The following is a 16,404-nucleotide window of genomic DNA, read 5'->3' as shown; positions in this document are numbered from 1 at the left end:
CAATATCTTGCGGGGGGTGTAGCCTTGCTTCAACCGCCCTGTCCGTCCTATAAGGGAAAGAATACGGAAACGCAAAAGGGGGCTCGCCAAGAGCCCGCATTGCAAGACGCATTGCAAGAACGGGGCTCGCTGAGGGTCCGTATTGAGGCATGATCCTTACCTGCCCTAACTGCGCCACCAGCTTCCACGTCGCGCCGGACACCTTCGGGCCCGGCCGCCGGAAGGTGCGCTGTTCGCGCTGCCGGCATATCTGGCAGCAGGATCCCCTGCCGGAACCCGAGCCAGAGCCGCCCCCGCCCCCGCCGGCACCGCCACCGGAAGAGGAATTCCCGATCCCGCCGCGCAAGCTGGTGGTCGAGCCGGACCCCGAACCGATGCCGCCCCCGCCGGTGGCCCCGATGGCCGCGCCGCCGATTTCCGACGAGCCGGTCTCGCGGGTGATGAATATCGAGCTGGACGATGATGCCCTCGACGGCATCGACCGGCCGCCGCTGCATCCGCCGTTCGACGGCCCGGCGGAAGCCGGGGAAGAGGATCCCGATGCCGTGCTGGCGCAGCGCCGCGAGCGGCTGGCGCGGGCCGGGGTGCAGCGACCGCCCTCCAAGCCGCGCAAAAAGCGGTCTTATGCCTGGATCGGCTGGCTGCTGCTGTTCGGGCTGCTTGGTGGCGTGATCGGCGGCGGCTACCAGAAGCGCAACGAACTGATCGCCTTCTATCCGCCGCTGGCCAAGCTGTACGAACAGCTCGGCATCCCGGTCGATGCCGCCGACTGGCTCGGCCTCGAGCTGCATAACCTGAAATCTTCGACCATCATCGAGGGCGGCCAGACCAAGATCGCGGTGTCCGGCGAGGTGGTCAACGTCGGCAAGCGCGTCCATACAGTGCCGGCGATCCGGGTCGCCATGCGCGGGGCGGGCAACAAGGAACTGAACGCCTATACGCTCACCCTGCAGCAGCCGAGCGTCGCCGCCGGCGAGAAGCTGACCTTCGACGTCAAGCTGCCGGCGCCGAAGGACGAGGTGACCGACCTTGAGGTTGCCTTCGCCAGCCAGACGCCGGTCGGCGAAGGCCCACGCCCGACCAGCCAGGCCGCGCCGGCCGCGCCGAAAGAATCCGCCAGCGAGGCGGCACCCGCCGCCCATGGCGAGAGTGCCACTCCGACCGCCCCCGCGGCCGAGTCCACGACCCCGGTACCGCCGCCCGCCCCAGCCTCGACGGCGCCCCCGGCGGCTGCCCCGGCCACCAACCAGTCTGGTGGCGGCAGCCCTGGCGAAGCAGCGCCAAAACACTGAAAACCGGCATTCTTAAAGCCCGCATAAATAGTTTTGCAACCGGTGATTTTCCCGTTCCGCTTCCTGACGCTTCGGTGGTAGGGTTAATTGTTGGTTGACGCATAGCTACTTATGCGGTCATGCCGGCGCTGATCCAGAATAGGTGGCCGTCCGGGGCAAGAATTTGCCCGCAGCCGGAGCGGCCGTCGGCGAGGCTCCATGGCGCGAATCCTTGTCGCGGAAGACGAAGTGCCTGTGCGGGAGTTCATCCGCCGTGCCCTGGAACACCGGGGTCACGAAGTGGTGGCTGTCGCCGATGGCGCCGACGCCCTCGTCAAGCTGAACCGTGGCCCCTTCGACCTGCTGCTCACCGATATCGGCATGCCCAACATGGACGGCGTGGAATTGGCGCTGAAAGTCGCACGCGACTGGCCGGACCTGCCGGTGCTGATGATGTCGGGTTATGCGCTGGAACGGCGCCGGGCGCATGGCATCGACGGCCTGGCCGAGGCGGTGCTGCAGAAACCGTTCAGCATGGTCGATCTCAATGTGGCGGTCGAACAGGTGCTCGCCAGCCGGGCGCCGGCCGGCTGAAACGATCTCATCCCGCGACGCGGTTGGAAATCTCGATCAAATTCTGGTCCGGATCGCGGAGATAGACCGACAGCAGCGGCCCGGTGGCGCCGGTGCGCCGCACCGGTCCTTCAAGGATCGCCGTGCCGCACGCCTTCAGATGCGCGATCACGTCCTCCAGCGGCCGGCCGGTCAGGAAGCACAGGTCGGCGCTGCCGGGCAGCGGATGCGCCGCCTTCGGCTCGAATTCCCGCCCGGCCAGATGCAGGTTGATCTTCTGCTGCCCGAACGATAGCGCGACGCGCGTCACGCCGTCGGCGGCCTTGAAGCGGAGGCCAGTCATGCCGAGCACGCGTTCGTAGAAGGCGACCGTGGCATCGATGTCGCGGACGGTCAGCACCAGATGGTCGAGAGAGTCGATCATGGGCGAAGCCTAGCACCGCCGGCCGGATGCCGGCACGCGAGAAATCGTCAAGCCGGTGATGAACGGAAATCCCGATGCATTTACTATCGCAGCTCAGAAGCGCTGCAGCAGGCGGCCGAGGTAGTCGCGTTCGGCGGCGGGGCGTTCGCGGTCGCTGGCGCGGCGTTGCAGTTCCTCGAGGATGCGCCGCGCGCGCTCGACCGGCGCGATGTCGGGCACCGTATTGTCGCGCGCATTGTCGTCATAGCCGTTGGCGGTGCGGCCGAAGGGGTCGCGGTCCGGGTTGCGGTTGTTCTGCCGGGCATCGGCCGACGGCGCCTGGCCGTCCGGATTGCCGCGCTGCGCCTGCTGCATGTCGCGCAGGCCCTGGCGCAACTGGTCGAGCGCATCGGTCTGGCCCTGCATGGCATCGCCCGGCTCGCCGCGCTTGAGCGCATCGCGGGCATCGCGCATCGCGCGGTCGGCGTGGCCCAGCGTATCGGGCATCTGGGCGCCGCCCTCGGCCAGCCGGTTCATCATCTCGCCGAGCCGGCGGCGCAGGTCTTCCTGGGCGCGGCTGTCGGCCTCGTTGTCGCCCGGCTTGCCGCCGTTGCGGCCGTACTGCTGGCTGCGGCGGAAGCTGCGGTCGAGCAACTGCTGCTGCTGGCGCATCATCTCGCTGAATTCCTGCATCATCTGGCCGGGCTGCATCTGGCCGCTCCGGCCGCGCCGGCCGCGGCCTTCCGGCATCTGCGCCAGACGGCCGTTCTTCATCGCCTCCATCATCTGCTGCAACTGGCGCAGCAGGTCGCGGGCCTGGTCGCGGTCGCCCATCTGCGCCATCTCCTGGGCGCGGTCCATCATGTCCTGCAGGTCCTCGTTGCCCAGCGCCTGCTGGTCGTCATCCAGCATCTCGGGCTGCTCGCCGCGCGCCATGCGTTCCATGGCGTCGCGCATCATCTCGTCGATCATGCGATCCATCGCGGTGCGCAGTTCCTGCATCAGGCGCTGGATCTCGGAATCGTCGGCATTGCGGTCGATGGCATCCTGCAGCCGGTCCATCAGCGCCTGGAAATCCCGCTCGGACTGGCTGCGGCGGCCGTCCTCGAGCTGCAGGGCGATCTGCCACAGCAGTGCCTGCACACTGGCCACCGTTTCCGGCAACCGGCTGAGCTGCAGGCGGGTTGCCGCCATGCGCAGGCCGAGATGCGGGGCAACGTCGCCGTCATACATTTCGGGCGCCAGGGTCAGGGCCTTCAGCGACGTCACCACGCGCTGCCACTGGCCCGGATGCAGCGCGAGGTCGCGGCGCTGCTCGACGATGGCCTTGGCGACCGGATGGCGGAACTTGCGGGCCGGCAGGGTGACGGTGACGGTCTCGCTGCGGCCACTCTGGCCGACGGCATCCTTCGCCACCAGGGTCATCGCCACTTCGAGGCCGGCCCAGGGATGCGACAGCAGGTCGAAGCTCTGCTTGTCGGTGACCGGGCCGGGAGCGGCCGGCGGTACCGGCCAGTCGATGGTGACCGGCGCCTCGGCGCCAGCGCGGGCCATCTCGACCTGCACGGCCTGCAGGCCGTAGTCGTCTTCGCCGGCCATGCCGATATCCAGCGTGTTCTGCCGGCCGGTCTTCGGCGCTCCGTCGAAGCCGATCTGCGGCGGCAGGTCGGGGACGATGCTGAGCGGCCAGTCGGCAAACGGCGAGTCGTGTCGCAGCAGGGCCAGTGTCGCCGTGCCGCCCTGGCTGAGGTCGAGCGGCAGGTCGAGTTCAGCGTGATGCTCGTCGACCGCCTTCAGGGTATGGGCGGCCTTGCCGAAGCGGAGCGCGAAGCCCGAGGCCGGCGCCGCGAGGCGCAGCTGCAGCTGGCTGCCGACCGGCACCTTCAGGGCCTCCTGGGCCGCCACCGGCTTGCCGTCGCGGGTCAGGAAGATCGGCGCCCGGCCGGTATAGGCCGGCGGGGTGATCCAGGCATCCAGCGCCAGCACGGTGCCCGGCGGCAGCGCCGTGCCGGGGTTGAGGGTATCGGTCAGGCGCTGGGCGCGGTCCTCGCCGGGGCTGGCCCAGGCGACCACCAGCAGCAGGCCGAGTGCGGCGCGCAGGCCCCAGACATCGCGGCGCCACCAGCCGGCTTCCGGGGTGCCGACGCGGGCCGTGGCCAGCCGCTGCAGCGCCAGGCGCCGGTGCAGGGTCCACAGCGCCCGGGCGATCGGGTCCTGCTGCTCGGGCGACAGCCGGTCGGCGGCGGCCTCCAGCGGGCGGTGGTCGAGGCGGTTGATGCGTTCCAGCCGGCGGGTCGCGTCGCCCTTGCCGGGCCAGCGCAGCGCGTGCAGGCCCTGCCACAGGGCGGCGCCGAAGGCCGCGGTGAAGCCGGCCAGTGCGGCCCAGTGCAGCCAGACCGGCGTGAAGCGCCAGACGTCGAAGCCGGCGAGAATCAGGAAAACCGCCGCGACCATGGCGGCGGGCAGCAGGCCGGGCCAGAAACCCTCCCAGAACAGCGCGGCGCGGGCGAGGAACAGCCGGCGCGCCAGCAGCGGCGGCAATGCCGCCGGCTGGTGAATGTCGGGGGAACCTACGCTTTCGCCTCGCTGAGCCATGCCGGCAGGGTCTCCAGGGCCGTCATGTCTTCAATGCTAGGGCGTCGGCGGGTAATGGCAAACCGGTCGCCATGCACCATCACCTCCGGAGCCAGCGGCCTCGCGTTGTAGGTCGAGGCCATGGCGGAACTATAGGCGCCGGCGGAGAGGATGGCGAGCAAATCTCCCTGGTCGACCGGTGGCATCGGGCGGTCTTCGGCAAAAGTATCGCCGGTCTCGCAGACCGGGCCGACGATGTCGACCGGTGCGATTTCTGCGCCGGATTCCGGCGCTTTTACCGGCACCACGCCGTGATACGCCTCGTACATGGCGGGCCGCACCAGGTCGTTCATGCCGGCATCGAGGATCAGGAAGGTTTTCTTGTCGGCCGACTTCACATAGGTGACACGGGTCAGCAGCAGGCCGGCATTGCCGACCAGGTAGCGGCCGGGCTCCAGCGCGATCTCGCAGCCCAGCGGCGCGATATGCTTGCGCACCAGCTCGGCATAGGCGCGCGGGTCCGGCGGCGTCTCGTCGTTGTAACGGATGCCGAGGCCGCCGCCGAGATCGACCCGGCGGATGTCATGGCCGGCGATGCGCAGCGCCGTCACCAGTTCGGCGACGCGCTGGAAGGTCTCCTCGTAGGGCGTCAGGTCGGTGAGCTGGCTGCCGATATGCACATGCACGCCGGTGATGTTGATGCCGGGCAGAGCGGCCGCCTCGGCATAGACTGCCTGCGCCCGGCGATACGAGATGCCGAACTTGTTCTCGGCCTTGCCGGTGGTGATCTTCTTGTGGGTCTTGGCGTCGATGTCGGGATTGATGCGGATGGCGACCGGCGCCCGCAGGCCGAGGCCGGCGGCAACCTCTGAAAGTGCCTGCAGCTCGGGCTCGGATTCGACATTGAACTGGGCGATGCCGGTATTGCCGGCCTTCAGCGCCAGCGCCATCTCGTCGCGGGTCTTGCCGACACCGGCGAAAATGATCTTGCCCGGTGCGATGCCGGCTTTCAGCGCCAGCTGCAGCTCGCCGCCCGAGACCACGTCGGCGCCGGCGCCCAGCGCGCCGAAATGGCGCAGCACGGCCAGGTTGGAATTCGCCTTCATGGCATAGGCGATCAGCACCGGCATGCCGGCGAAGGCGTCCGCTAGGCTGCGATAGCGATCGGTCAGCGCCGCCGTGCTGTAGACATAGGCCGGTGTGCCGACTTCGGCGGCGATATGGTCAAGCGGCACGGCCTCGGCGCAGAGCACGCCGTTGCGGTAGGCGAACCAGGGCAGATCGGTCATCGGGAAATCCGGGCCAGGACTACGGGATCAGTAATAGCGGAAGGGATCGCCGCGGTCGGGCGCGGTGCCGGGCCGTGCCACGGCGTCAGGCGGATAGGCCGGCACATCGCGGCGGCCGCAGGCTGCCAGTGCCGCCGATGTCAGCAGTAGCAGCAGGATGGCAGCGGCCCTCATGCGCATTACCGGGGTTCCTTCGCAAGTCTGGCGCGCCAGCGCGCCACCTGCTTCTTAACATTGGCCGGTGCGGTGCCGCCATAGGAAACCCGGCTTTTCACCGAATTGGCGACGCCGAGCACGGCGAAGATATCCCTGGTGATGCGCGGCTCCACCGTCTGCATCTCGGCCAGCGTCAGGGCTTCCAGCGGTTTGTCCTGGCTTTCCGCCAGCCGGACGATGCGGCCGGCCACGTGATGGGCGTTGCGGAACGGCATGTTCAGCTTGCGCACGCACCAGTCGGCGAGGTCGGTGGCGGTGGTATAACCCTCGCCGGCGGCCGCCTGCAGGACCGGCGCGTTGGCCCTGAGGTCGCCGATCATGCCGGCACAGGCGGCGACGCAGAGTTCCAGGCTGTCGACGGCGTCGAAGACCGGCTCCTTGTCTTCCTGCATGTCCTTGCCGTAGGCGAGCGGCAGCCCCTTCATGGTGATCAGCAGGGCATTGAGATCGCCGATCACGCGGCCGACCTTGCCGCGCACCAGTTCGGCGGCGTCCGGGTTGCGCTTCTGCGGCATGATCGAGGAGCCGGTGGTAAAGGCATCCGACAGCGTGACGAAGCGGAACTGCGCGCTGGTCCAGATAACAATTTCCTCGGCCAGCCGCGACAGGTGCACGGCGCAGATCGCCATGGCCGAGAGGAATTCCAGCGCGAAGTCACGATCGGAGACGGCGTCGAGCGAATTGGCCATCGGCGCAGCAAAACCCAGGTCCTTCGCGGTCATGTGCCGGTCGATCGGCAGCGACGTGCCGGCCAGTGCCGCGGCGCCGAGCGGATTTTCGTTCAGCCGCACGCGGGCGTCTTGCAGGCGGCTGCGGTCGCGGCCGGTCATTTCCACATAGGCCATCAGGTGATGGCCGAAGGTGACCGGCTGGGCGGCTTGCAGATGGGTAAATCCGGGCATCACGGTCGCGGCATATTCCTCGGCGCGTGCGAGCAGCACGGCCTGCAGGGCCGCCAGGCCGGCATCCATCCGGTCGATGGCGTCGCGCACCCAGAGGCGGAAGTCGGTCGCCACCTGGTCGTTGCGCGAGCGCGCGGTATGCAGGCGGCCGGCCGGCTCGCCGATCAGTTCGGCCAGCCGCGCCTCCACATGCATGTGGATGTCTTCGAGCTTCGGGTCGATGCGCAGCTTGCCGGCCTCGATCTCACGCAGAATTGTCTCCAGCCCGGCCGCGATCTTCTTGCCTTCGGCGGCGGAAATGAGACCCTGTTTCACCAGCATGCGGCAATGGGCCTGCGAACCGGCGATGTCCTGGCGGTAGAGCCGGCGGTCGAAGCCGATCGAGGCGTTGATCTCGGTCATGATCGCCGCCGGGCCGGCGGCAAAGCGGCCGCCCCACATGCTGTTGGCGGCGCGTTTTGTCGCAGCCGGCCGGGGCTTGCCTTGCTTCGTCCGGGAGCTGGTTTTATCTGGGGTGCGTGCCATGGTGATGCGGTCGGAAGGATAGGATGATGGTGAAGTTTTTCAAATCGGTTCGGATGCTGCCGATGATGGTTGCGCTGGCGGGCGTCACGCTGGCGCTCGGCGCCATGCCGCTGCCGGCCACCGCCGCCGGGCTCCCGCTTGCCGGCGAGATGCGCAAACTTACCCTCCCGGCCGAACAGAAGCCAGTCGCCGCGGCGGAATTCCAGGACGAAAAGGGCCAGCCGACCTCGCTGGCGGCGTTCCGCGGCAAGGTCGTGCTGCTCAACCTCTGGGCCTCGTGGTGCGTGCCCTGCCGCGAGGAAATGCCGGCGCTCGACCGGCTGCAGGCATCGCGCGGCGGCAAGGATTTCCAGGTGGTCGCCGTCGCCCAGGATCGCGCCGGCCGCGAGAAGGTCGAGAAGTTCCTCGGCGAGGTCGGCGCCAAGCACATCGTGCCCTATCTCGATGCCAGCATGAAATCGGGCCGCGCCTGGGGCGCCATCGGCCTGCCGACCTCGATCCTGATCGACCGCCAGGGCAACGAGGTCGCCCGCCTGATCGGCGGTGCGGAATGGGATTCGGCCGATGCGGTGAAGCTGATCGACGCGCTGGTGGCGCGGAAGTAACCGGCAGAAGCGGGACCAAAGGAAAAGGGGCCGCAGGGCCCCTTTTTGCTGTCCGGTTTGCCGCGGCTCTTACCGGGTCGGGGTCGGGTGCTCGCCGCGATAGTCGTAGAAGCCGCGGTTGGTCTTGCGGCCGAGCCAGCCGGCCTCGACATATTTCACGAGCAGCGGGCAAGGGCGGTACTTGCTGTCGGCGAGGCCTTCGTAGAGCACCTGCATGATCGACAGGCAGGTATCGAGACCGATGAAGTCCGCCAGCTGAAGGGGGCCCATCGGATGGTTGGCACCCAGCTTCATCGCCGTGTCGATCGCCTCGACCGAGCCAACGCCTTCATACAGCGTGTAGATCGCCTCGTTGATCATCGGCAGCAGGATGCGGTTGACGATGAAGGCCGGGAAATCCTCGGAATTGGCCGGGGTCTTGCCGAGCTTCACGGTCAGCTCGCGAACCTGGCGGAAGGTCTCTTCCTCGGTGGCGATGCCGCGGATCAGCTCGACCAGCTGCATCACCGGCACCGGGTTCATGAAGTGCATGCCCATGAACTTTTCCGGCCGGTCGGTGGCCGAGGCGAGTCGGGTCACCGAGATCGACGAGGTGTTGGTGGCGAGGATCGCGTCCTTCTTCAGCACCGGGCAGAGTTCGGCGAAGATCTTCTTCTTCACCGCCTCGTTCTCGGTCGCCGCCTCGACCACGAAATCGGTCTCCTTGAAGGCGTTGATCGAGTTGCTGGTGCGGATGCGGGTCAGCGCCGCGGCGCTGTCGGCTTCCGAGACCTTGCCGCGGGCGACCTGCCGATGCAGGTTGCCCTGGATGGTCTCCAGCGCCTTGCCGAGTTGCTCGGCGTTGATGTCCTGCAGAACGACGTCATAGCCGGCCAGCGCGCAGACATGGGCGATGCCGTTGCCCATCTGACCGGCGCCGATCACCCCAATGGTCTTGATCATGATGCGGTTGCCCCGATCCGGTTGTGCTGCGCGTTACTTCGACAGTTCCTGTGCCAGCTCGGGCAGGATCTTGAACAGGTCGCCGACTAGGCCGTAGTCGGCAACCTGGAAGATCGGCGCCTCCTCGTCCTTGTTGATGGCGACGATCACCTTGCTGTCCTTCATGCCGGCGAGATGCTGGATCGCGCCGGAGATGCCGACGGCGATGTAGAGCTGCGGTGCGACGATCTTGCCGGTCTGGCCGACCTGGTAGTCGTTCGGCACGAAACCGGCATCGACGGCGGCGCGGCTGGCGCCGACGGCGGCGCCCAGCTTGTCGGCAACCGCCTCGATCAGCTTGAAATTCTCGCCCGAGCCCATGCCGCGGCCGCCCGAGATGATGATCTTGGCCGAGGTCAGTTCCGGCCGGTCCGACTTCTGCAGTTCCTGGCCGATGAACTTCGACAGGCCCGGATCGGCAACTGCCTCGCCCTTCTCGACGGCGGCCGAGCCGCCCTCGGCGGCGACGGCCTGGAAGCCGGTGGCGCGCACGGTGATCACCTTGATGGCATCCGACGACTGCACGGTCGCCATGGCATTGCCGGCATAGATCGGCCGCACGAAGGTATCGGCCGACTTGACCTCGACGATGCCGGAAATCTGCATGACATCGAGCAGGGCGGCGACGCGCGGCATGACGTTCTTGCCGGTCGTGGTCTCCGGCGCCAGCACGGCGGCGTAACCCTTGGCGAGGCCGGCGACCAGCGGCGCCAGCGCCTCGGCGAGGCCATGGGCATACTGGGCGCCCTCGACCTGGATCACCTTGGCGACACCGGCGACCTTGGCGGCGGCTGCGGCAGCCGGGCCGCAATTCTCGCCGGCAACCAGCACATGGATGTCGCCGCCGATCTTGGCTGCGGCGGCCACGGTGTTCAGCGTCGGCGCCTTCAGCGAGGCGTTGTCATGTTCGGCAAGGACGAGGACGCTCATCTCAGATCACTCCCGCTTCGGTCTTCAGCTTCTGCACCAGGGTGGCGACATCGGGCACCTTGATGCCGGCGGTGCGCTTCGGTGGCTCCTCGACGGACAGGGTCTTCAGGCGTGGCGCGATATCGACGCCGAGGTCCTCGGGGGACTTCTCGTCGATCGGCTTTTTCTTCGCCTTCATGATGTTGGGCAGCGACGCATAGCGCGGCTCGTTGAGACGCAGGTCGGTGGTCACCACCGCCGGCAGTTTGAGTTCGACCGTCTCCAGGCCGCCATCCACTTCACGAACGACCGTGGCCTTGCCGTCGGCCAGCGCCAGCTTGTTGGCGAAGGTGCCCTGGGCCCAGCCCATCAGGGCGGCGAGCATCTGGCCGGTCTGGTTGCTGTCGTCGTCGATCGCCTGCTTGCCGACGATCACCAACTGCGGGGCTTCCGCCTCGGCCAGCTTGGCGAGCAGCTTGGCGACCGCCAGCGGCTGCACCTCGGCATCGGTCTTCACCAGGATGCCGCGGTCGGCGCCCATGGCCAGTGCCGTGCGCAGGGTTTCCTGCGCCTGGGCCGGGCCGATCGAGACGGCAATGATTTCGGTGGCGATGCCGGCTTCCTTCATCCGGACAGCCTCTTCGACGGCGATTTCGTCGAAGGGATTCATCGACATCTTCACGTTGGCGAGATCGACACCCGTCTTGTCCGCCTTGACGCGGATCTTGACGTTGTAGTCCACCACGCGCTTAACCGCGACCAGTACCTTCATGGACATCCAACCTTTTTGCTGGCGAAACAGGCGGCAGCCCGGCAGGGAAATGACGGGCGCATGCTCTTTTTTTCGCGCTGCACACTATAGCCCGCCACGAGGGCTGTCAACGAACCGCAATGCCGCGTTTCCGTTCCGTCAAGTGCATGTCCGGCGAGGGAAAATCACTGTTTCGGGGGCGCTGCGGGACCCGTCCGCAGAGGCACCGGCAGGGTCGGTTTCACCGCCCGGACCCGGATGGTGGCCCGGTGATGCGGGCGATGCAACAGACCCGGCGCCGCGGCGCCGGCCTGCCATGGCGGGCGCGGGCCTATGTGGCGGCTGCCCCGTTGACTATGCTGTTGATCAGGCCGGACAGGCGTTTCGTCCCGCCTCCCAGTGGCAGCAGGTGGTCGTAATCCCCGAAGACGGTATCGGGAAACCGGTCGTCATCAAAGCAGTCCAGCACCTCGACGGCGTAGCCGTTCTCCCGGAAGGCCTGCAGGATTTCGAACAGCGACTGGAAGAGCGTTGCGGAATTCGCCGCGCAGGCCGCCCTGAAATCCGACCGCGCCGGCGGAAGGACGATGCAGGCCCGGTGGCCGAGATGCTTCGCCAGCGCCAGCAGCTGGGTGAGATAGGCGTTGGATTCCGTTGATCTGTTACATGCTTATCCGGTTGACACACATAGGTACTAGATGTTGACGACACAGACCGAAAATCCGGCGGCGAACGCGACACAACCTGTAGCGCCGCGCTTCAATTTGGCCGATGCGGACCGCGCGCACGATGAATGGGGCGCGAACTGCGGCCCCGGTGCGCTCGCCGCCATCATGGGCATGACGCTGGACGAGGTACGGCCGCACCTCGTCGGATTTGACGATAAGCACTACACGAATCCGACGATGATGTTTGGGGCGCTCAAGAGCATTTGCCCTGGACGGTACGCCACCAAGAAATTGCGCACCGCCGGTAGAGCGCCGTGGGACTGGCCGCGCTACGGGTTGTGTCGCGTCCAATGGGAAGGGCCGTGGACACAGCCCGGCGTGCCGATGCGCGCCCGATATCGCTATACCCACTGGATCGGCTCTTGTGCGGCGAACAACGAAAATATCGGCGTTTTCGACATCAACTGCATGAACAACGGCAGCGGATGGTGTTCGCTCAAGAATTGGTCCGACGTGATCGCGCCGCACCTGATCGCGCAATACCCGCGCGCGAGCGGTATTTGGCACCTGACCCATGCCATCGAAATCGAGCAACCCACTACAGGTAGACCATGAGGGAGCCACTACATGTTGGGGCATTTTCGACCTGTGTGTGTCAACCGGATAAGCATGATCTGTTATATTTCAGGTGGTCCTGGGCCCGTCTCTCCGCGCCATATGTTTCCGGAAAAAACGTCTTGGTGGTATTGCCGATAAACCCGCCAACGCCGGGCGTTTCAACGGCAAGGGTATCGAGCTTGCCAGCTACGGCCCTGGAGATGGCGTCCAGCCTTGGGTCTTCATAGGTCAGCCCCAGACCGAAAATCTCGTTCAGCGGCGGGCACATCTCGTTTTCCGACGGGACCTGCTCCCAGATGAATCCCGGCGAGAATATCGAATAGAACAGAACGACCTGTTCCAGGTTTGGCTGGCTTCTCGCGACATGCTGGTACAGATGGAAAGAATACTTCAGGTCCTGGGACCGGGAACACAGGTTGAATGCGCCGGGGCAATAGGCCGGATTGAAGCCGAAATCGCCATGCGAACTGCCGACGGCGATGGTTTCTGTGCTGGCTATTTCCTTGCGCAGCATCGTTCGTTTTGCGCCGGCCGAAACAACAACGTTCTTCATGTTCGGGGTGAGAGGTATTTCCATCTTGCCCTCAAGGTGCAGTCGGTCAATAAAGGGGAATATGCGGGTTAGATATACAACCATATCGGGCAAATGACGCCGGGATCGGTCAGCCAGGAATGCTCTCAATAATCCCTGGTCCCTTACGACGGGATTAAAGCCGATGGCAATCCTTGCGGACGGTAGGCCCAGAGGCCCAAGCCGGCCATGCCGGTGAAAAGCCGGATCGCCGTCACGCCATTATTGTGGGTGACGAAGCGCGCGCCGGCCCCTTGCATCGGCTGGGCGCCGGTCCCGGCAGGCCGGTGATGCTGTCATAGAGGCTGGCCCGCGAGGACGGCGGCGGCTTGACCCATCGCAATGAAATCCGGGCGCGAATCCGCCAGTCTCCTCTTGTTACCCGCCCGGCGGCTTCCCACATTTCCTGCATGTGGGGCCCGCCCCGCGACCTGCCGCCTGGCGGGGGTTGCGGATCAAGGGCTGCCGATGAGGAGCTGAACCTATGGATTTCGAGAAATATACCGAACGCGCCCGCGGGTTTCTCCAGGCGGCGCAGACCATGGCACTGGCGCGCGGCCACCAGCGTTTCGCCCCCGAACATCTGCTGAAAGTCCTGATCGACGACCCGGAAGGCATGGCCGCCGGGCTGATCAGGGCGGCCGGCGGCCAGCCGCAGGTGGCCAAGCAGAAGAATGAAGACGCGCTCGCCAAGATGCCGAAGGTCGAGGGCGGCGGCGCCGGGCAGCTCTATCTGGCGCCGGAGATGGCCCGCCTGTTCGAGACCGCCGACAAGCTGCGCGAGAAGGCCGGCGACAGTTTCGTTGCCGCCGAACGCCTGCTGCAGGCGCTGGCGCTCAGCACCGGCAGCCCGGCCGCCGAGGCCCTGAAGGCCGCCGGCGTCACGCCGCAGAGCCTCGAGACGGCGATCCAGGACATGCGCAAGGGCCGCAAGGCGGATTCGGCCTCGGCCGAACAGGCTTATGACGCGCTGAAGAAATATGCCCGCGACCTGACCGAGGCGGCCGAAAGCGGCAAGCTCGATCCGGTGATCGGCCGCGACGAGGAAATCCGCCGCACCATCCAGGTGCTGTCGCGGCGCACCAAGAACAACCCCGTGCTGATCGGCGAACCCGGCGTCGGCAAGACCGCCATCGTCGAGGGCTTGGCGTTGCGCATCACCAAGGGCGATGTGCCGGAAAGCCTGAAGGGCAAGCGGCTGATGGCGCTCGATCTCGGCGCCATGATCGCCGGTGCCAAGTTCCGCGGCGAATTCGAGGAGCGGCTGAAGGCCGTGCTGGCCGAGGTCACCTCGGCCGAGGGCCAGATCGTGCTGTTCATCGACGAGTTGCACACCCTGGTCGGCGCCGGCAAGGCCGATGGCGCCATGGATGCCTCCAACCTGCTGAAACCGGCGCTGGCGCGCGGCGAGCTGCATTGCGTCGGCGCCACTACGCTCGACGAATACCGCAAGTATATCGAGAAGGATGCGGCGCTGGCGCGGCGCTTCCAGGCGGTCTTCGTCGGCGAGCCGACGGTGGAAGACACCATTTCGATCCTGCGTGGCCTGAAAGAGAAGTATGAAGTGCACCACGGGGTGCGCATCACCGACAGCGCCATCGTCGCTGCCGCCACGCTGTCGAACCGCTACATCACCGACCGCTTCCTGCCCGACAAGGCGATCGACCTGATCGACGAGGCCTCGGCCCGCCTGCGTATGGAGGTCGACAGCAAGCCGGAGGAGGTCGACGAGCTCGACCGCCGCATCATCCAGCTCAAGATCGAACGCGAGGCGCTGAAGAAAGAGACCGACGCGGCTTCGAAGGACCGGCTCGACCGGCTGGAAAAGGAACTGGCGGATCTGGAAGAACAGTCGGCGACACTCACTGCCGCCTGGCAGGCCGAGAAGGACAAGCTGGGCGACGCCCAGAAGCTGAAGGAACAGCTAGATGCCGCCCGGCTCGACCTTGAGCAGGCGCAGCGCAAGTCGGACTGGAACCGGGCTTCTGAGCTGTCCTACGGCGTGATCCCGCAGCTTGAACAGAAGCTGAAGGATGCGGAAGCTGCCGGCGGCGACGGCGCCAAGGCGATGGTGCAGGAAGCGGTGACCGACAGCGACATCGCCGGCGTGGTATCGCGCTGGACCGGCATCCCGGTTGACCGCATGCTGGCCGGCGAGCGCGAGAAGCTGCTCGGCATGGAAAAGAAGCTGGCAACGCGTGTCGTGGGCCAGGACGAGGCGCTGGTCGCCGTGGCCAACGCGGTGCGCCGGGCGCGCGCCGGCCTGCAGGACCCGCAGCGGCCGATCGGCAGCTTCCTGTTCCTCGGGCCGACCGGCGTCGGCAAGACCGAGCTGACCAAGGCGGTCGCCGAATTCCTGTTCGACGACGATGCCGCCATGGTGCGCATCGACATGTCGGAATACATGGAGAAGCATTCGGTCAGCCGGCTGATCGGCGCCCCGCCGGGCTATGTCGGCTACGACGAGGGCGGTGCGCTGACCGAGGCGATCCGCCGGCGCCCCTATCAAGTGATCCTGTTCGACGAGGTCGAAAAGGCGCATCCGGATGTCTTCAACGTGCTGCTGCAGGTGCTCGACGACGGACGGCTCACCGACGGCCAGGGCCGCACGGTGGATTTCCGCAATACGGTGATCATCCTGACCTCCAACCTCGGCAGCGAGTATCTGGCCCGCGCCGAGGGCGAGCAGATCGACGAGGCGACCCGCCACCAGGTGATGGAAGTTGTCCGTGCCAGCTTCCGGCCCGAGTTCCTCAACCGGCTCGACGAGGTGATCCTGTTCCGCCGGCTCAGCCGGGAGAACATGACCGGCATCGTCGAGATCCAGCTGATGCGCCTGCGCAAGCTGCTGGAGGATCGCAAGATCGAGCTGCGGCTGGATGACGCTGCCAAGCACTGGCTCGGCGATGCCGGCTACGACCCGGTCTACGGGGCCCGGCCGCTGAAGCGGGTGATCCAGCGCCAGTTGCAGAACCCGCTGGCCAGCCTGATCCTCGAGGGCGAGATCCCCGACGGGGCGACGGTGAAGGTCAGTGCCGGCACCAGCGGCTTGACCATCCAGGGCCGTGCCGTCGACGTCGCGGCGGAGTAAGACCTGTTGCCGCCATTCCCGCGTAAGCGGGAATCCACAGCAACCACCGGACTGAGTCCCCGCCTTCGTGGGGCCGACGAGAAGTAAAGAACGCAGTGTCATGGCCGGGCTTGTCCCGGTCTTCAGTTCAGCGTGTCATATAGATCGGTCCAGTCCGGGTTCTGGCCGAGGATCAGCCTGACTTTCCAGGTGCGCGGCCAGTGCTTCATATTGGCCTCGCGTTGCAAGGCCGGTCCAATGTCGTCATAGGGCTCGACATAGACGAGGCGCTTCAGTCCGTAACGTTTGGTGAAACCGGCGATCAGCCCGTCCGGTGCCGTGGGTGCGCCGCCAGATGTCGCCGGTGGCACCGACATAGAGGGTGCCGTTCGGTCGGTTGGTGACGATATAAAGCCACGCATAGGCCATGCCGAAACGCTGGCATGCGTGGATGGCCGGGACAAGCCCGGCCATGACA

15 protein-coding genes are annotated in these 16,404 nt (G+C 66.5%); 5 read left to right on the top strand and 10 right to left on the bottom strand.

Going from position 1 to position 16,404, the window contains the following annotated elements:
* The first annotated feature begins 149 nt into the window (after positions 1-149).
* Both ACFOOQ_RS05660 and ACFOOQ_RS05655 read left to right on the top strand, forming a co-directional pair.
* The gene (locus tag ACFOOQ_RS05660) at positions 150-1,292 is read left to right on the top strand and encodes a zinc-ribbon domain-containing protein (RefSeq protein WP_379722786.1); all 1,143 of its coding nucleotides are present in this window, start codon (positions 150-152) and stop codon (positions 1,290-1,292) included.
* A gap of 198 nt (positions 1,293-1,490) precedes the next feature.
* Positions 1,491-1,865, top strand: coding sequence for a response regulator (locus ACFOOQ_RS05655; RefSeq protein WP_379722783.1), 375 nt, complete (start codon positions 1,491-1,493; stop codon positions 1,863-1,865).
* 7 nt (positions 1,866-1,872) lie between these two features.
* Here ACFOOQ_RS05655 and ACFOOQ_RS05650 read toward each other — a convergent pair whose 3' ends face one another.
* The 5 genes from ACFOOQ_RS05650 to argH all read right to left on the bottom strand — a co-directional run bounded on the left by ACFOOQ_RS05650 (position 1,873) and on the right by argH (position 7,753).
* Complete coding sequence (locus tag ACFOOQ_RS05650; RefSeq protein WP_379722780.1) at positions 1,873-2,268, bottom strand: VOC family protein; 396 nt, start codon at positions 2,266-2,268, stop codon at positions 1,873-1,875.
* 93 nt (positions 2,269-2,361) lie between these two features.
* Positions 2,362-4,842 (bottom strand): TIGR02302 family protein, encoded by a 2,481-nt coding sequence (locus tag ACFOOQ_RS05645; protein ID WP_379722777.1) that lies wholly within the window; start codon positions 4,840-4,842, stop codon positions 2,362-2,364.
* Complete coding sequence (gene lysA / locus ACFOOQ_RS05640; protein WP_379725345.1) at positions 4,818-6,101, bottom strand: diaminopimelate decarboxylase; 1,284 nt, start codon at positions 6,099-6,101, stop codon at positions 4,818-4,820. Before lysA ends, ACFOOQ_RS05645 begins: the two co-directional genes overlap by 25 nt.
* 36 nt (positions 6,102-6,137) lie before the next feature.
* Positions 6,138-6,290, bottom strand: coding sequence for a hypothetical protein (locus ACFOOQ_RS05635; protein ID WP_379722775.1), 153 nt, complete (start codon positions 6,288-6,290; stop codon positions 6,138-6,140).
* Positions 6,290-7,753, bottom strand: a complete 1,464-nt coding sequence (argH, locus tag ACFOOQ_RS05630) for an argininosuccinate lyase (protein WP_379722771.1) — start codon at positions 7,751-7,753, stop codon at positions 6,290-6,292. Before argH ends, ACFOOQ_RS05635 begins: the two co-directional genes overlap by 1 nt.
* Positions 7,754-7,779: 26 nt before the next feature.
* Here argH and ACFOOQ_RS05625 point away from each other — a divergent pair, with 26 nt between their 5' ends.
* A complete protein-coding gene (locus ACFOOQ_RS05625; protein WP_379722768.1) occupies positions 7,780-8,358 on the top strand; it encodes a TlpA family protein disulfide reductase in 579 nt (192 codons plus the stop codon).
* A gap of 69 nt (positions 8,359-8,427) precedes the next feature.
* On the opposite strand, the gene ACFOOQ_RS05620 is transcribed toward ACFOOQ_RS05625, so the two are convergent.
* Genes ACFOOQ_RS05620 through ACFOOQ_RS05610 form a run of 3 tightly spaced genes read right to left on the bottom strand, consistent with a single transcriptional unit; the run spans position 8,428 to position 11,020 of the window.
* On the bottom strand, positions 8,428-9,300 hold the full coding sequence (locus ACFOOQ_RS05620) for a 3-hydroxybutyryl-CoA dehydrogenase (protein ID WP_379722765.1): 873 nt from the start codon (positions 9,298-9,300) through the stop codon (positions 8,428-8,430).
* 33 nt (positions 9,301-9,333) lie between these two features.
* Positions 9,334-10,269: an electron transfer flavoprotein subunit alpha/FixB family protein gene (locus ACFOOQ_RS05615; protein ID WP_379722762.1), complete on the bottom strand. Its 936-nt coding sequence runs from the start codon at positions 10,267-10,269 to the stop codon at positions 9,334-9,336.
* A 1-nt stretch (position 10,270) separates the two neighbouring features.
* Entirely contained in the window at positions 10,271-11,020 is a 750-nt protein-coding gene (locus ACFOOQ_RS05610; protein ID WP_379725342.1) for an electron transfer flavoprotein subunit beta/FixA family protein, read from the bottom strand.
* 677 nt (positions 11,021-11,697) lie between these two features.
* Here ACFOOQ_RS05610 and ACFOOQ_RS05605 point away from each other — a divergent pair.
* Positions 11,698-12,282: a hypothetical protein gene (locus ACFOOQ_RS05605; RefSeq protein WP_379722759.1), complete on the top strand. Its 585-nt coding sequence runs from the start codon at positions 11,698-11,700 to the stop codon at positions 12,280-12,282.
* Between the two features lie 40 nt (positions 12,283-12,322).
* Here ACFOOQ_RS05605 and ACFOOQ_RS05600 read toward each other — a convergent pair whose 3' ends face one another.
* Positions 12,323-12,862 (bottom strand): hypothetical protein, encoded by a 540-nt coding sequence (locus ACFOOQ_RS05600; protein WP_379722756.1) that lies wholly within the window; start codon positions 12,860-12,862, stop codon positions 12,323-12,325.
* Positions 12,863-13,340: 478 nt separating this feature from the next.
* On the opposite strand from ACFOOQ_RS05600, the gene clpB reads away from it, so the two are divergent.
* Positions 13,341-15,947, top strand: coding sequence for an ATP-dependent chaperone ClpB (gene clpB / locus ACFOOQ_RS05595; RefSeq protein ID WP_379722753.1), 2,607 nt, complete (start codon positions 13,341-13,343; stop codon positions 15,945-15,947).
* A 122-nt stretch (positions 15,948-16,069) separates the two neighbouring features.
* Here clpB and ACFOOQ_RS05590 read toward each other — a convergent pair whose 3' ends face one another.
* Positions 16,070-16,303, bottom strand: a complete 234-nt coding sequence (locus ACFOOQ_RS05590; protein WP_379722750.1) for a hypothetical protein — start codon at positions 16,301-16,303, stop codon at positions 16,070-16,072.
* Between the last annotated feature and the right edge of the window lie 101 nt (positions 16,304-16,404).

Source organism: Ferrovibrio xuzhouensis (assembly GCF_042648965.1).
Taxonomy (GTDB): Bacteria; Pseudomonadota; Alphaproteobacteria; order Ferrovibrionales; family Ferrovibrionaceae; genus Ferrovibrio; species Ferrovibrio xuzhouensis.
Note: the sequence above shows the minus strand (reverse complement) of the source record. Positions and strands in the feature narration are given on the sequence as shown.

Excerpts from the sequence above, each read along its gene's own strand:
- ACFOOQ_RS05645 (WP_379722777.1), bottom strand. The coding sequence starts at position 4,842 with ATGGCTCAGCGAGGCGAAAGCGTAGGTTCCCCCGACATTCACCAGCCG.
- ACFOOQ_RS05635 (WP_379722775.1), bottom strand. The coding sequence starts at position 6,290 with ATGCGCATGAGGGCCGCTGCCATCCTGCTGCTACTGCTGACATCGGCG.
- ACFOOQ_RS05610 (WP_379725342.1), bottom strand. The coding sequence starts at position 11,020 with ATGAAGGTACTGGTCGCGGTTAAGCGCGTGGTGGACTACAACGTCAAG.
- ACFOOQ_RS05615 (WP_379722762.1), bottom strand. The coding sequence starts at position 10,269 with ATGAGCGTCCTCGTCCTTGCCGAACATGACAACGCCTCGCTGAAGGCG.
- ACFOOQ_RS05655 (WP_379722783.1), top strand. The coding sequence starts at position 1,491 with ATGGCGCGAATCCTTGTCGCGGAAGACGAAGTGCCTGTGCGGGAGTTC.
- ACFOOQ_RS05605 (WP_379722759.1), top strand. The coding sequence starts at position 11,698 with ATGTTGACGACACAGACCGAAAATCCGGCGGCGAACGCGACACAACCT.
- ACFOOQ_RS05600 (WP_379722756.1), bottom strand. The coding sequence starts at position 12,862 with ATGGAAATACCTCTCACCCCGAACATGAAGAACGTTGTTGTTTCGGCC.
- argH (WP_379722771.1), bottom strand. The coding sequence starts at position 7,753 with ATGGCACGCACCCCAGATAAAACCAGCTCCCGGACGAAGCAAGGCAAG.
- ACFOOQ_RS05590 (WP_379722750.1), bottom strand. The coding sequence starts at position 16,303 with ATGTCGGTGCCACCGGCGACATCTGGCGGCGCACCCACGGCACCGGAC.
- ACFOOQ_RS05660 (WP_379722786.1), top strand. The coding sequence starts at position 150 with ATGATCCTTACCTGCCCTAACTGCGCCACCAGCTTCCACGTCGCGCCG.
- ACFOOQ_RS05620 (WP_379722765.1), bottom strand. The coding sequence starts at position 9,300 with ATGATCAAGACCATTGGGGTGATCGGCGCCGGTCAGATGGGCAACGGC.
- ACFOOQ_RS05625 (WP_379722768.1), top strand. The coding sequence starts at position 7,780 with ATGGTGAAGTTTTTCAAATCGGTTCGGATGCTGCCGATGATGGTTGCG.
- ACFOOQ_RS05650 (WP_379722780.1), bottom strand. The coding sequence starts at position 2,268 with ATGATCGACTCTCTCGACCATCTGGTGCTGACCGTCCGCGACATCGAT.
- clpB (WP_379722753.1), top strand. The coding sequence starts at position 13,341 with ATGGATTTCGAGAAATATACCGAACGCGCCCGCGGGTTTCTCCAGGCG.